This is a genomic window from Rossellomorea vietnamensis NBRC 101237 (genome assembly GCF_001591825.1).
Classification (GTDB): Bacteria; Bacillota; Bacilli; order Bacillales; family Bacillaceae_B; genus Rossellomorea; species Rossellomorea vietnamensis.
Window position 1 is genome coordinate 1 of sequence record NZ_BCVQ01000044.1, and the last position, 15,810, is coordinate 15,810.

Genomic DNA, 15,810 nt, shown 5'->3' on the forward strand with positions numbered 1-15,810 from the left:
AAAGGACCCGATACGATCGTATCGGGTCCTTTTCTTTGCATTATTTTATTTCCTCGTAATGCGCCAATGCTCTCTTTCTGGCTGCTTTGTGATCAACGACTGGATATGGATAATCCGCTCCAAGGGTAAGGTTTGCCTTTTTCAGCACATCTTCGGGAGCGTCTGAGGGTTTGTGTATATATCGATTAGGGAGTTGACTTAGTTCAGGGACCCACATCCGTATATATGTCCCTTCTTCATCAAACTTTTCACTTTGAAGGGTCGGATTAAAGATTCGGAAGTAAGGTGCTGCATCAAATCCTGAGCCTGCCACCCACTGCCACCCCATTGAATTGTTGGCAATGTCTGCGTCAATCAGGGTATCAAGAAACCACTCTGCTCCCCTTTGCCATGGGATGAGCAGGTGCTTCGTCAGGAAGGATGCCACAATCATTCGCACCCGGTTATGCATAAAACCGGTTGCCCACAATTCTCTCATCCCTGCGTCGACGATGGGATAACCGGTTTTGCCCATTGTCCATTTCTCCCAACCTTCTTCATCACTTTGCCAATGGAATTCGGCAAACTTCTCATTTAGTGGACGTGTCGGTGACTCGGGATAATGGAGGAGGACTGAATAGGAGAATTCCCTCCATATAAGCTGCTTAATAAATGGTTCAATCGGTTTATTCTCCATATCGAGGAGGGCATGATAGATTCTCCTGACGGAAATGATCCCGAGAGCCAAATAAGGTGACAAGGTGGAATACAGTCCCTTGCCCGGGAAATCTCTTCCTTCTGAATAATCATCTAATCTTTTAGTGAGGAATGAGTTCATTCTTTTGATTGCCGCTTCTTCACCAGGGTCCCATATGCTTTCCAGGATGTGATACCAGGGGATGGTCGGAAGGAGATCCAAATCGTTCAGGACCATCCCATCGTCTTGTAGCTGTGGAACCTCCATCCGTTTAAGAGCTGGAAGGGGTTTTGGGATTTCTTCTTTCCTGAGTGATCGGTAATAAGCTGAATACACCTTATATGGAGTACCGTCATCCTTTTTGATTTTCCAGGGGGGCAGAAGGAGGGTTCCCTCGAACGTCTTGACCTGGATTCCTTGGGAGGACAGGGCCTCGGCCATCGAACGATCCCTTTGGTATATGTCGGGGTCGTATGTCCGATTCCAGTAAACAGCCTTTGCGTTGGTGTTCTTCACCCATTTGGAAAGGACTTTTTCCACGTTCCCCTTATCCAGCCATAGTCTGCCGTTAATCGATTGAAGGGAATGTTGGTAGGCCTCGATATTCCGGTGCAGCCACCACTTCTTTGCTTCGCCTAGGTTGCTTTCCTCGTCTAGTATATATAGGGGGATCACATTCCCTTCCTGGCAAGCTGCATAGAGAGCGGGGTGATCATGAATCCGTAAGTCCTCTCTGATCAGAACGATGATGGGATCCTCCACCTTGATTCCTCCTTTAAAATGATGCTATCTTCAGCGCATGGTTACAAAAATGATTACATGCATTCTAAGTAGAAGTATAATGAATCATTGATTTGTATTCAAAATTTAAGATGTTTGATTGGGATTGAAAACAGGTGTGAAATAGGTGTAATATTACACTATAAACGATTAAGGTGTGAAACCATGACAAAAGAAGAAATCATATTAATCATCTCTGATAAATTAAGGCTGGTACGGACAGAGGCGGGGTATACGCAGGATAAGATGGCTACTGTCATAGGGTTATCGAAAAAAACCCTCGTACAGATTGAAAAGGGTAGAGTGATGGCTAGCTGGACCGCAGCCGTCGCCATTTGTGCGTTATTCAAGGATAGTGAAACGTTAACGACCAGTCTTGGTGGAGAACCCCTTGAGGTCATCGAGACCATCGCCCGGGAAGGCATTGATTACAGGAAGGAAAAAACACTTGGTGGCAAGATTTGGTGGAAGGATATCAAAAAGACCGACGAATACATTCTTCAACAAAATCTGTTCAGCAAGCATTATCGAATACTCGATGCAGAGGACTACCGGATCTATAGCAGTTTCGATGAGAAAAGCAGCCATAAGCGATTGGATGAATTAACGAGTAATTAGATACATAACAAAGAGGAGGGACGGACCTTTTAAGGTCCGTCCCTCCTCTTTGTTAATGATTTTACTTTACTACAAGGACACTGGATTCACAGTCTTGTGTGACTTTTTCGCTTACACTTCCCAGTACCCATTTCTTCATGCCGGATTTGCCGCTGCTTCCAACGACAACCAGGTCGGCTTGTATTTCCTTGGCGTATTCACAAATGCGTTTCGCTTCAGAACCTGACAGGTGAATGTAGTTGGCATCCACTCCATGAGGAGAAAGTTTTTCCCTCGCATTTACTAAATACGGGTGAGTGGAAGTAGGTGTCTGTATTTCATGCCTATCTTCGTCACGGACCTTGTTGTCAGGGGAGACCGATAGATTCCCCATGTACTGGTTGTCAAAACCGGGAGACGTATCAGCGAGTGCATGAGTCGGTGTGAAGTTGTCACGAGGTTCATTCGCTGTCTTTTCGTCTGAAATATGAAGCACGGTCAGTTTAGAGTCTATAGAACTTTTCATTAATTTCGATACTTCGTCTAAAGCTTTTTTACTAGCATCTGTTTCATCGTAAGCTAATAGAATATGTCTATACACGTTAATCACCTCAACATTGGGATATCTGTTGTTTACCCGTTTAAAGAATTTTTAATCTTCTTTGGCAGATTCCCGAGATGGAGTGTGGATTATTTGAAATAAAAATAAGGAGCAGAATGGGGGGAGATCCATTCTGCTCCTTCGCTTTCAATAATATAACTCAAATAATTGCAAGAATAATGTTTGGCTGATAGGGGTTCCTCTTAAAGCATGCTGATGATCCAGCCAATAACAACAATTGCGCCAATGACCATTAAGATCGTACGTACCATGAAAATCACCTCGACTTATTGTATCGTGAAGAATGTTTTTGTATCTAACCGGTTAAAGGTAAGATACCCCGTTATCGACTGGTTAAAACATTCTCCCTCTGTTCGTTTAGCCAATTTACTCCTGCAGGTGTTATTTCAGTTCCGATTCTCCCTCTTTGGATGAAAACGAATCCTAAATCCTGTAATTCGCTCAATCTTGTCCTGATCTGTTGAACGGAGAGCGGGGTCGGACTTTGTTGGAGTGAAGAATGGATCTTTTCCCTGCTTGCCCTTTCTCCATTTTCAAAGAATCCCACTAATGCAGTCAGGATGTTGATATACTCCTGGGATTTAGACATGGTGATTTCCGCCGGAGAATAGGTACCGTTAGTTTGCTCTATCTCAGTGAAATTATGATCATTTCTCGGTAATTCTTGCAGAGTCAGCCTGTTGTGCCCAGCTACGGTCATCATATATAGGAGTGTATTTTTTAGTTCCCGGATATTTCCCTTCCACGGTGCTTTCTTCATGGCTTCCAAAACGGCACGGTCGATCGTGGTGATTTTACTATGTTCCATTCCGAGGAAGTGTTCGATAAGAAGGGGGATATCTTCACTTCTTTCCCTGAGACTTGGAAGTTGTAAGGATAACACTTTTAATCGATGGTAGAGGTCTTCCCGGAACGTACCTTCAATGATTAAGGCTTGAAGATCCTTGTTTGTAGCAGCGATGATCCTCACATCCACCGGGATATTTTTGTTTCCTCCAATCCTTCTGATTTCCATTTCCTGAAGCACCCTTAGAAGTCTCGCCTGAAGCTTTAAGCTGATATCGCCTATTTCATCAAGGAACAGGGTGCCTCCATCGGCTTGTTCGAATAATCCTTTTTTGCCCCCCTTTTTAGCACCCGTAAAGGCGCCTTCCTCATAACCGAATAATTCACTTTCCAATAGGTCCTCCGGCAAGGCGCTGCAGTTAACAGCGAGGTATGGACTGTTCTTACGGGAAGAATCATTGTGCATGGCGCTGGAAAACAGCTCTTTCCCAGTCCCTGTCTCACCATAAATCAATATCGGCAGCTCGCTTTTTGCAAGTTTTTCTGCGATCAATTTAGTGTCTTTAATAAGAGGGCTGTTCCCTAATATGCTGTCGAATGTATACTTAGCGATATATCCCCTTCGCTGGAGCTCGCGTTTCCGCACTTTCTCCATTTCAATGGTCTCTTCCATATCCTTGAAAGTAGCCACAATGACACCTTCTGCCTCCAGACGGAAGCGATACACCATGACATTTTGCTGCCGGAGTGTGAAGTATTCCAGATCTTCATCCTGCTCTGAGGTCAGGAAACGATTGAGCTCGATGTTTTTGAACACCCTGCTCAATTTCTTCCCCTTAGCGTGAGCCGCGGTAATCCCGATCATTCTTTCGAGTACTTCATTGAAGACGGTGATTTCCCCATCCTCCTGAAAGGCGAGGATTCCGTCGTTCACTCCATCGACCACTTTATTTAAAAATTTGTTTAATGTTTTGGCCCGACGGTTAATGGCACCGAGCTTCTGACTGAGCTCGATGATTTTCCTTGTATAACGGTCTGTAATATCAAAGGTCAATCTCTCTGATAATTGAAAGTGGTGGATGATTTTCATGATCGTATTCAAATCGATCAGTCTGACACCTATATCGATTTTTTGGGGGATGGAAGAGGGGATGCTCGCCATCTCCCCTGGAGAAACGGCTATATCGATCTGTTTCGTATCCCCTCCTCCTGATGGGGAGTAGGGAATATAGTCCACGTGATCTATACCGAGACGCTTCAGGGTGGCGACGGCTTCTTGGGCCGTCTCGATGAAGTCATTCACATAAAGGATCTTCTTTCCCGGAGGTAATTCAAATATGCGGTCTATGTATTCATAATTCACCGTACGGCGGGCTTTGATGATGGTGCAGGAATCGAAATCGATATATTCCTGTACTTCAGGCTCGATCAGAGAAGATGAGTATACAATCAGTTCATGTGTGAAATAGGTTGGAATCCCCTCATCGCAGGCATAACTGGTAATATGGATCAGTTCGCCAAAAACGGACTGTAACTGTTCCTTCAGGGCTCTCTCTGTTTCCTTTGTACCGGCTAATAGAATTAATTCACGTTTCATTTGAATCCTCCTTATGGTTAATGAAAGGTTTTTGGTTATCTATATTCTAACCCATTTCAACCATTAATGGGATTGAAGTTTGTATTTTCAGATAATAAGGGGTTGGCATGGAACTTGCATATAAGAAAATGAAGGTTATTAATCTGTCAAACGGGGGGATAAAAAATGGAGAAAGAACAAAAAGCTTGGAAGGTACCGCATACGTTTATCATTGTGTTTTTCGTCGTACTTGCGGCTGCCATTTTAACCTATGTCATACCTAAGGGGCAATTTGCTACAGAAGAAATCACGTATATGCAGGATGGGGAAGAACAAACCAAAACAGTCCTGGATCCGGATTCGTTCAGTTATTTAAAAGATGAGGATGGAAACCTCATCAGGGAAGGAACAAGCCTTTTTGAACCTGGTGGTGGGATAGGTTTCCTGAATTATGTATTTGAAGGTCTTGTATCAGGGGATAAATGGGGCTCGGCCGTTGGGGTAGTGGCCTTTATCCTCATTATCGGGGGAGCCTTCGGAATCATCATGAAAACAAGGGCGATCGAAGAAGGGATCCTCAAGGTAATCGATCGGACCAAAGGGAAGGAGTCCCTTATCATACCGATCATGTTCTTCTTATTTTCATTAGGTGGAGCCGTTTTTGGAATGGGGGAAGAGGCCATCGCCTTTGCTATGATCCTCGTTCCGATCATGATTGCCATTGGATATGATGCCATCACAGGGATTATGATCACGTATGTTGCCACTCAGATCGGGTTTGCCACATCGTGGATGAATCCATTCGGGGTAGCGATCGCTCAAGGGGTTTCCGGTGTACCGGTTCTATCAGGAGCCGGCTTCAGAATTGTCATGTGGATCGTCTTTACGCTGGTCGGAATCATTTACACTTGGAGATATGCCAATGCGATCAAGAAGGATCCTAAACGAAGCCTTTCTTACAAAACGGATGAATATTTCAGGAAAGAAGGTAAAGTGGAAAACTTACATGCGAAGTTCACTTTGGGACATTCACTCGTCATCCTTACAGTAGTAGTGGGGATCGCCTGGATCATTTGGGGGGTAGTGGAACATGCCTATTATATTCCTGAGATTGCAAGCCAATTCTTTACCATTGGTTTAGTTGCAGGGATCATCGGGGTTCTGTTTAAATTAAATGGAATGAGTTGGGATGATGTAGCAAACGGCTTCATCGACGGAGCGAAAGATCTTCTGCCTGCAGCTTTAGTGGTCGGGATGGCGAAAGGGATCGTCATCATCCTTGGTGGAGACGCACCGGATGCACCCTCTGTATTGAACACGGTATTATATGGTGCAGGGCAGGTAGTCGGTGATTTCCCGGAAGCCATCTCCGCATGGTGTATGTATGTATTCCAATCTGTATTCAACTTCTTCGTGGTTTCCGGTTCCGGTCAAGCAGCGCTCACGATGCCATTGATGGCCCCGCTTTCCGATATCGCAGGCGTCACGCGCCAAGTATCGGTACTGGCTTTCCAACTGGGGGATGGATTAACGAATATCCTGGTTCCGACTTCTGCAGCCCTTATGGGTACACTTGGGGCAGCGCGGGTCGATTGGGGTGTGTGGGCTAGGTTCATTTTAAAATTCATGCTTATTCTATTCGTCCTATCATCCATCTTTGTCATTACAGCAACGCTCATTGGATTTTAATTAGCCATTCTTCCGGTCAGGCTCGATTATGAATAAATAGTGAAAGGAGCAACCATCATGTTAACACTAATACAAAACGGGGAAGTTTATGCTCCAGCATATCTAGGGAAAAAGGATATCCTCCTGGTAGGGGATAAAATAGGTTTCATTGAAGACAAGATTGAACTTCCCGGTCAATTTGTGGATATAAAAGTGATGGATGCAACCGGGAAGTATGTTGTACCCGGATTCATCGACTCACATGTCCATATTATGGGCGGAGGAGGCGAAGGGAGCTTCCGTACAAGAACCCCTGAAATCCAATTGACTCAGGCCACGCTCTCAGGAATCACCACCCTTGTCGGTGTCATCGGCACAGACGGGACGACGAGGACGATGGCAAGCCTCATAGCCAAAGCGAAGGGGCTGGAGGAAGAAGGGATTACCTGTTATACGCAAACCGGTTCATACCAGGTACCTTTGAAAACCCTAACCGGAAAGATTGAGGATGATATCATCTTAGTCGATAGAATCATTGGAGTGGGTGAAGTGGCGATAGCCGATCACCGCTCATCTCAGCCGACGGTAAACGAGTTAGCGAAAATTACTTCCGCCGCAAGGATTGGAGGGATGTTGTCGGGGAAAGCCGGGATTGTAAATATCCACGTCGGAGATAGTTATGATCATCTGAACCTGCTGGAAGAGATTGTCGAGACGACGGATATTCCGATCAAGCAGTTCTATCCGACTCATATCAACCGGAATGCCCATCTTTTTGAAGCAGGGATCCAATATGCACTTAAAGGCGGCTATGTAGACTTTACAACAAGTACCATCCCTCAGTTTCTGGAAGACGGGGAAGTGAAATGCAGTCAAGCGCTTAAACGCATGCTCGATGCGGGCGTACCGGTGGAACAAATCACCTATACCTCTGATGGACAAGCAAGTCTGCCGAATTTTGATAGTGATGGAGAGCTGATCGGACTGCAGATCGGTCAGGTGTCAAGCCTCTATGAAGAAGTGAAGGATGCCGTTCTGATGGAAAACATCCCTTTGGAAACAGCGATCAGGGTCATTACCTCGAATCCTGCGAAAATCCTGAAACTAAAGCAAAAAGGTCGCGTGGAAGTCGAAAAGGACGCTGATCTTGTCCTTTTGGATCAGGAAACCCTTGACGTGAATACGGTTTTCGCCAGAGGGAAATTGATGGTGGAAAACGGGGAAGCAATCGTGAAAGGGACATTTGAACAGTGATGGAAAGAAAGGATAGCCCGGAGCCTTGGTGCTCCAGGCTATTTTTATTGAATTTGAATGATCGATTAGAGCGGTACGTGTGAAATGTTCATTTTATCAGCGAAATCTGGAATATATCAGCGGTATTCCGAATATTTCAGCGAAAACATTACTTTTATCAGCGAAATACCGAATATATCAGCGAAACGAAAAATCATTCCCCTTTTTGTAGAGGCGCCTAAACCTTATCCGACCCGAGACGGAGGAAAAAACCACCAGAAGCCCCTACTGTCCTTAAGGTCATTTCCATATGATAAAGATAGTTACTTATTGATGGGGGACGGATGTTATGAAAAAAATGATTGAAATCTTTAAGAATCCAATATTTTTAAAATTATTCTTCGCTAACTTTACTTCGCATATGGGAAGTGTGATTGGCCTGACAGCGTTTATGTTTTATCTGCTTGATCGCTTTTCTGAGCAGCCCATGTATGCATCGATTACGGAAATGATGTATTCACTCCCGACTCTTCTCGTGTTTTTCCTTGTAGGTGTGTTCGCTGACAGATTGGACCGCCAAAAAATTGCCTATCACTGTGATACGATCAGTGCTATTCTCACATTATTATTATTCGGTGCCATCTTCATAGGCTGGCTTCCGCTCATCTTTACGGTTCTCTTCCTAAGAAGCGGTGTCCAGAAATTTTTCTTCCCGGCAGAACAAGGAATCCTGCAGGGGGTCCTCTCAAAGGATGATTATTCTACAGCTGCCGGACTCAACCAAATGGTTATGAGCTTGTTTATGCTACTCGGAAATGCCGTTGCCATCTTTGTCTATTGGACGACAGGGATTTACGGTGCCATTGCGGTTGACTTCGTTACCTTTGTGATCTCTGCCATCCTGATTAAGAAATGTGTCATTCCGGAAGAAGTCAGGCTCCCAAATGGGAAGCATTCCTGGAAAGATTTGAACATTCAATCTGTGACTAAAGACTTTACAGAAGGAATGAAATATATTTTCAATCATAAGCTGCTCCTATCATTGATTGGAGGGTTTATCGTATTCGGCATTGTGAACGGTGGATTTGCGGTCATCCCTATTTTTATATTGAAATATAAATTGGCTCCCGATTCTTATGAGGAATATTCCATTCTATTAGGTGTAGCCTTCGGGGCAGGAGTGTTGATCGGAAGTATCTTCTCCTCCATGCTCACCCAAAAATTCAAGTTTCATGTATTGATTGTGGCAGGTCTCGTGATATCGGGTACCTTTATCATCGCAGCATCGTTTGCCCCGACCACCTGGCTTTTTCTGATGATCATCTTCATTGCTGCACTGGGATTGCCACTTGTAAACATTGCAATCGGGGGTTGGATGCCAAGTATCATTGACCCTAAGATGATGGGGAGAGTACAGGGATGGATCAACCCCCTTATGATGCTTTCTCAATCCATCACCCTGGGAGTCATCGCCATGACATTCCCGTCTGTGATCACAGTTGAAATGCTCTACTGGCTCGTCGGAGGCTGCCTCATCATCGTAGCCGTATTCTACACCATCATCCTGCCTAAATACGTAAAGGAAGAAGAACCACATTCTGCCGTTTTAAATAGTTAAAGAAACATCCCTGCTGAATTGGGCAAGATGATTCAGTAGGGGTTTTTTATATTATAAACCTCTTCAATCGTTTGAAAATAATGTGGTTTGGAAGGAAAAAATGATTTTTCCTTTACTCATAAGTAAATATGCTTTGATAGTTGATTGGAGCGGAGGGTGCTCGACTCCTGCGGGAAACGCTGGACAGGTGAGACCCCGCAGGCGTAGCCGAGGAGGCTCACCGCCAGCCCCGCGGAAAGCGAGCACCTGTAGCGGAAATCAACCAGCACTCGCTTCTTTAACAGTAAAAATGTTTAATAAACCGCTATTATAAAAAGAATGAAAATTATTTTTAAAAAGTATAATCATTTTATGAACGTTTTTTCTTCATGTACGTCTTATCAATGAACTCACCTGCCGGGGGATAGAAAGGACAGTAAAGGATGGAAGAGAAAAAATGGATTAAGCAAGCGAAAAAAGGGAACCATGAAGCCTTTGCTCTTCTTTTTAGAGAACATTACCCCTTTTTAGTGAAATATTTGATCAAAGTAACGATGAATCGTGATCTGGCAGAAGAGCTTGCTCAGGACACAATGGCTAAATGTGTGGAGAAAATCCATCAATACAATGGAAAATCCAAGTTTTCCTCCTGGCTGATTACGATCGCCACCAATCGGTATATCGATCTTCAGCGCAAAAGCAAAAGAGAAAAGGATTGGCAAAGGGATGAGATGAATGGTAGAAAGCTCAAGTGGGAAATGGAATCGAGGAATGAAGAGTGGAATGATGTATTAGCCGTACTGGGACGACTTTCAGATGAAGTGAGGCTTCCTATCATTTTGAAACACTATTACGGATATTCATATGAGGAAATCGGTCAAATGACGGAACTGCCACCAGGGACCGTTAAATCCAGGGTACATCACGGAATTACCAAGATGAGAAAGGAGTTGAAAATAGATGAACAACAAACATGAACAGGATGAGCTAAAGGAATTGATAGATGAAGGCTTTCAATCCATTGATCGTGAAGTAGATGAAAGTACTCCGTCCCTTCAATGGTTTGAGCAATTGGTCGAGGGTCAGCAAGAACAGTTACAAGCAAGGTTTAAACGAGATATGATACTCTTTCTTCTTCTCGCTTGCTGCCTACTGACCGTTTTCTCCCTTACTTTGTTTCAAATGCCGATTCTATTTCTTCTCCTACAGGTTCTCATTTTCGCAGGAGCTTTGATATTTATTGGATGGACTTATACGAAAAAGGTGAAAAGGACATGACAAGAGAAGAGCTTTATATCTTGCCGATTGTCATTCCCCTTCTTTTGGTCCAAAGCATCTATTTATTCATCGATGCACGTAGGAGTGGACATCAGTATTGGTTCTGGGGGATTTGGGGGCTGATTCAGTGCCCGGTGCCCATCATTTTTTATTTCATATTCGCGAAAAAAGTTTTTAGGAGAAAAGGGGAGAGAAAATCATGATCATTGTAACCACAGATTATGTACCAGGAAAGGAAATCAAGGAATTGAAGGGATTCGTGAGGGGAAGTACGGTACAGGCTAAGCATATCGGAAAGGATATCATTGCAGGTTTAAAGACCATCATCGGCGGTGAAATCAGTGAATACAGCGAACTGATGGAGGAAGCAAGAAAGCAGGCTATTGACCGCATGAAAGCGGAAGCCTCTCAATTAGGAGCGAATGCAGTGGTGGCTGTTCGTCTCGAAACATCCTCCGTCATGCAGAACGCTTCTGAAATCATTGCTTATGGTACGGCGGTCACTGTTGAATGATAAGACTGTAGTGAAATAGAGGAAAGATGGTTACCGAATACAGAAGAAAACCATATAGTATATAGAAAATTATCAATAAAAATAATATTGACACAATTAAGGTCCTGTAGTATGGTTATTAATGGAATAAAAAACGGTAACGAATGGAGGGTTTGTGATGATGAAAGTGAATGGATCTCAAGGAGCAACAGCGGCTTTTCAAATCAATTTCATATCATCACATGACCGGTAACTCCTTAATGATTTCATATGAATTCACGAGCACAGGTTATGTTTATAATCTGTGCTTTTTTATGTCCATTCATGAAGACGGACGTCTATAAGGCACAACAGAATCACCCCCACCTGGGGAATGCGATTCTGACTGTCCTGTGACGTCCGTCTTTTGTATGTTATCGCTTAGCGGTGGACCCAAGGGCACCCTTGATCACACATAGATTATTCATTTATGAAGGAGGAAAAGATGATGGTAATGGTTCAAATGAAGAAGATGATGTCTGCTGTGGAGACAGAAGGCGGATAGTAAAGAAAGTCAACATGGGGAGGTAGACTGGGATGTTTAGTATTTTTAAGAAATTATCATGGTTCTTTATTGAAAATTGGAAAAGGTATACGGTGGCGATCATTCTATTGACGATTGTAGGGATCCTTGATGTGATCCCTCCGAAGCTTGTGGGGAATGCCATCGATGACATTCACCTCGGTGCGATGACCTGGGATGTGGTGGGGAAGTACCTTTGGATGATTGCCGGGATTGCCATCATATCGTATGGGATGACGTATGTGTGGATGTATCAATTGTTTGGTGGGGCCTTTCTCGTTGAAAGGAAGCTGCGCAGTAAATTCATGGGTCACCTCTTAAAGATGACCCCGACGTTCTTTGAGAAGAATCGGACGGGTGATTTAATGGCAAGGGCGACGAATGATTTAAAGGCGATTTCAATCACGGCGGGTTTCGGTGTCCTGACGTTGATCGATTCGAGCGTGTTCATGTTAACGATCCTGTTTACGATGGGGTTTCTCATCAGCTGGAAACTGACGATAGCGGCCGTTTTACCTTTGCCGATCATGGCTTTGTTAATGAAGGTATATGGTGCAAGAATCCATAAACGGTTCACCGAAGCTCAGGATGCATTCGGAGACCTGAATGATAAAGTTCTTGAGTCGATTGCAGGGGTCAGGGTCATCCGGGCTTACGTACAGGAAAGGGCAGATGAAAATCGTTTCGGTGATATGACGGAAGATGTGTATAACAAAAATATCGGTGTTGCGAAGATCGACTCTTTGTTTGAACCGACCATAAAAGTCCTCGTTGGATTAAGTTACTTAATCGGATTGGGTTATGGCGCGTATCTGGTATTCCACCAGAGCATTACCTTGGGACAGCTGGTTTCCTTTAATGTGTATCTGGGAATGTTGATCTGGCCGATGTTTGCAATCGGTGAATTGATCAATGTGATGCAGCGGGGGAATGCATCCCTCGATCGGGTTCAGGAGACACTCGATTATGTCCAGGACGTACAGGATAGAGAAAATCCTAAATCGATCGATTCCCCGGAACAGATCGGATTTAAGGATGTGGACTTCAAATATCCTTCCTCACAGGTACTGAACCTATCCAACATCAATGTGAACATTCATCAAGGAGGAACCCTCGGGATAGTCGGGAAGACAGGAAGCGGTAAGACGACTTTCATCAAGCAGCTTCTCCGTGAATATCCTGCGGGAAGTGGTTCCTTATCCATCGGAGGTATCCCGATTGATGACTTGTCCATTCAGCAGGTAAGGGATTGGATCGGGTATGTCCCACAAGATCATGTTCTTTTTTCCAGAACCGTAAGGGAAAATATTCTATTCGGAAAGCATGATGCAACAGAGGAAGATTTGGAAAAGGCGATAGAATTGGCTGATTTCAAGAAGGACCTCGACATGCTGCCTGATGGGTTGACCACCCTTGTAGGGGAGAAGGGTGTGGCTCTCTCGGGTGGCCAGAAACAACGGATTTCGATTGCAAGAGCCCTCATCAAGAACCCTGAAATCCTTATCCTTGATGACTCATTATCGGCAGTAGATGCCAAGACAGAAGCAAAGATCATAGACAATATACGAACAGAACGTGAAGGAAAAACAACGATTATTACGACTCATCGTCTCTCGGCGGTTCAGCATGCTGACTGGATCATCGTTTTCGAGGATGGGAAAGTGGTAGAAGAAGGGGTCCATGAAGTGCTCCTCGGGAATGGCGGTTGGTATAAAGAACAATTTGACCGCCAACAAGTTGAAGATTCCTCACCAGAGGAGGTGGGCGCATGAAAGTCGGAAGAAAACTAACCGAATATGCCCTCATTTATAAGAAAATCATCATAGCTGCCCTCTTGATGCTCAGTGTATCAGTGGCGGCGGAACTTGCCGGTCCATTCATAGCCAAGAAACTGATTGATGATCATATTCTCGGGATTGAATCGACCTGGTATGAAACGGTTGAGGGAAAAGAAGCTGTACCTTATGAGGGTACTTGGTATAAACGTGATCAATATTTCAGTGATGGAGAAACAAAAGGGAAAGACGTCCGTATCCTTCAGGTTGGCAGAGCGTTTTATTTCGTCCCTGCCACCGTTTCCTTTGACGGGGAACGATCGGTGTCATCGGGGGAGATGACGATCACGAAAGGCGGGGAATCTGAAACTTATCCCGCCAAGAAATTAACAGGGGATGAGCTTCTCAAGTTCTATAATCCTGAAATCCCTAGGATCATCCGATTGATTGCCTTTTATTTCGGCTTGCTTGTCGTCGCGGCTTTTTTCCAATACGGCCAGCGGTTTTACCTTCAGAAGGCGGCAAACCGTGTGATACAAAAGATGCGTAATGATGTGTTTCAACACATCCAGAAGCTTCCGATCCGCTATTTCGATAATCTTCCGGCAGGGAAGGTCGTTGCAAGGATCACAAACGACACCGAAGCAATCAGGGACCTGTATGTAACCGTACTATCAACGTTTTTCTCCAGTACGATTTATATTATCGGTATTTACATTGCACTCTTTATCCTTGATGCAAAATTAGCGGCCATCTGCTTGATCCTGATACCGATCCTGGTTGTGTGGACGTATCTTTACCGAATTTATGCGTCGAAATACAATCATATCATCAGATCGAAAGTGAGTGATATCAATGCCATGATCAATGAATCCATACAGGGCATGAACATCATACAGGCTTTCAGCAGGGAGAAGAAAACGAACGAAGAATTCGAAGATCTGAACGAAACCCACTTCAAATATCAAAATAAATTATTGAGCTTAAATTCAATGACCTCCCATAACCTTGTTGGGGTACTGAGAAATATCACGTTCGTGGCGTTCATTTGGTATTTCGGAGGAGCATCGATCGGAGTGGGATCCGTTGTCACGCTCGGCGTCCTTTATGCCTTTGTTGACTACATCAATCGGTTGTTCCAGCCAGTCACAGGGATCGTGAACCAACTTGCCAACCTCGAACAGGCACTTGTGGCGGGAGAACGGGTTTTCCAACTGCTTGAAGAGACGGGGACTCCTGTGGAAGATGGTAAAATGAGCAGGTATGACGGGAATGTAAGCTTTGAGCATGTATTCTTTGGATATAAAGAGAATGAATATGTATTGAAAGATATTACGTTTGAAGCGAATAAAGGGGAAACCGTTGCCTTGGTGGGACATACGGGTTCAGGAAAAAGCTCGATCATGAATCTGTTATTCCGTTTCTATGATAGCAATGAAGGGAGTATCCGGATTGATGGAAAAGACATTGTCGATATTCCCTATCAAACGATTCGGGAACATATGGGAATCGTCTTGCAGGATCCTTATTTGTTCACAGGGACGATCGCTTCGAATGTCAGTCTCGATGATCCCAGGATTTCAAGAGAGCAGGTAGAGGCGGCACTCGATGCTGTAGGAGCGGAAAAAGTGTTCAAAAATCTGGAGAATGGATATGATGAACCGGTGATCGAAAAAGGAAGCACCCTTTCATCCGGACAACGCCAACTGATATCCTTTGCACGTGCATTGGCCTTTAATCCAGCGATCCTGATTCTGGATGAAGCGACATCAAGCATCGATACAGAGACTGAGGCGATCATCCAGGAAGCGATGGAAGTCCTGAAAAAGGGCCGTACGACCTTCATCATCGCTCACAGATTATCCACGATCAAGGAAGCGGATCAAATCCTTGTATTAGATCGAGGCGAAATCGTTGAACGTGGGAATCATGATGAATTAATGAAAAGGCTTGGCCGTTATTATCAAATGTATCAGCTCCAGCAGGGATCAAAAGAGAATCTGGCAGGGTAGAAGAGAAAGGGCATCTGACGATAGTAGTCGGATGCTTTTTCTTTTAAACTTGAAAATATATTGATGTTACGGGGAATCAACCATGTATAAATACAATTTCCTGTTAAGAAAACAGGACTTTCGTGGGATTTTGTCGTTTTAAATCGAATTTATTC

12 protein-coding genes are annotated in these 15,810 nt (G+C 44.2%); 9 read left to right on the forward strand and 3 right to left on the reverse strand.

Translation table 11 applies throughout. From position 1 onward, the window contains the following. Positions 1-40 precede the first annotated feature (40 nt). Positions 41-1,438 (reverse strand): cryptochrome/photolyase family protein, encoded by a 1,398-nt coding sequence (locus tag BVI01S_RS17465; protein WP_061811083.1) that lies wholly within the window; start codon positions 1,436-1,438, stop codon positions 41-43. A gap of 183 nt (positions 1,439-1,621) precedes the next feature. On the opposite strand from BVI01S_RS17465, the gene BVI01S_RS17470 reads away from it, so the two are divergent. Next, positions 1,622-2,074 (forward strand): helix-turn-helix transcriptional regulator, encoded by a 453-nt coding sequence (locus BVI01S_RS17470; RefSeq protein WP_034763211.1) that lies wholly within the window; start codon positions 1,622-1,624, stop codon positions 2,072-2,074. Positions 2,075-2,135: 61 nt separating this feature from the next. Here BVI01S_RS17470 and BVI01S_RS17475 read toward each other — a convergent pair whose 3' ends face one another. Together BVI01S_RS17475 and BVI01S_RS17480 are read right to left on the reverse strand one after the other, a co-directional pair. Beyond that, complete coding sequence (locus tag BVI01S_RS17475) at positions 2,136-2,654, reverse strand: universal stress protein (RefSeq protein WP_034763212.1); 519 nt, start codon at positions 2,652-2,654, stop codon at positions 2,136-2,138. 343 nt (positions 2,655-2,997) lie between these two features. Then, entirely contained in the window at positions 2,998-5,058 is a 2,061-nt protein-coding gene (locus tag BVI01S_RS17480) for a sigma-54 interaction domain-containing protein (protein WP_061811084.1), read from the reverse strand. Between the two features lie 165 nt (positions 5,059-5,223). Between BVI01S_RS17480 and yfcC the strand changes: the two genes are divergently transcribed. From yfcC to BVI01S_RS17530, 8 genes are all read left to right on the forward strand, one after another. Then, complete coding sequence (gene yfcC, locus BVI01S_RS17485) at positions 5,224-6,726, forward strand: putative basic amino acid antiporter YfcC (protein ID WP_061811085.1); 1,503 nt, start codon at positions 5,224-5,226, stop codon at positions 6,724-6,726. Between the two features lie 57 nt (positions 6,727-6,783). Continuing rightward, entirely contained in the window at positions 6,784-7,959 is a 1,176-nt protein-coding gene (gene iadA / locus BVI01S_RS17490; RefSeq protein WP_061811086.1) for a beta-aspartyl-peptidase, read from the forward strand. A gap of 328 nt (positions 7,960-8,287) precedes the next feature. Next, positions 8,288-9,556: an MFS transporter gene (locus BVI01S_RS17500; protein WP_061811088.1), complete on the forward strand. Its 1,269-nt coding sequence runs from the start codon at positions 8,288-8,290 to the stop codon at positions 9,554-9,556. A gap of 422 nt (positions 9,557-9,978) precedes the next feature. Next, the gene (sigY, locus tag BVI01S_RS17505) at positions 9,979-10,512 is read left to right on the forward strand and encodes an RNA polymerase sigma factor SigY (RefSeq protein WP_034763219.1); all 534 of its coding nucleotides are present in this window, start codon (positions 9,979-9,981) and stop codon (positions 10,510-10,512) included. Beyond that, on the forward strand, positions 10,496-10,813 hold the full coding sequence (locus BVI01S_RS17510) for a YxlC family protein (RefSeq protein ID WP_061811089.1): 318 nt from the start codon (positions 10,496-10,498) through the stop codon (positions 10,811-10,813). The genes sigY and BVI01S_RS17510 overlap by 17 nt, the downstream gene beginning before the upstream one ends. A 199-nt stretch (positions 10,814-11,012) precedes the next feature. Further along, positions 11,013-11,327 carry a YbjQ family protein gene (locus BVI01S_RS17520; protein ID WP_061811091.1) on the forward strand — a complete coding sequence of 105 codons (315 nt, stop codon included), beginning with the start codon at positions 11,013-11,015 and terminating at the stop codon, positions 11,325-11,327. Positions 11,328-11,882: 555 nt separating this feature from the next. Beyond that, positions 11,883-13,640 (forward strand): ABC transporter ATP-binding protein, encoded by a 1,758-nt coding sequence (locus tag BVI01S_RS17525; protein WP_061811092.1) that lies wholly within the window; start codon positions 11,883-11,885, stop codon positions 13,638-13,640. After that, entirely contained in the window at positions 13,637-15,655 is a 2,019-nt protein-coding gene (locus tag BVI01S_RS17530) for an ABC transporter ATP-binding protein (RefSeq protein ID WP_061811093.1), read from the forward strand. Before BVI01S_RS17525 ends, BVI01S_RS17530 begins: the two co-directional genes overlap by 4 nt. Positions 15,656-15,810: the final 155 nt, after the last annotated feature.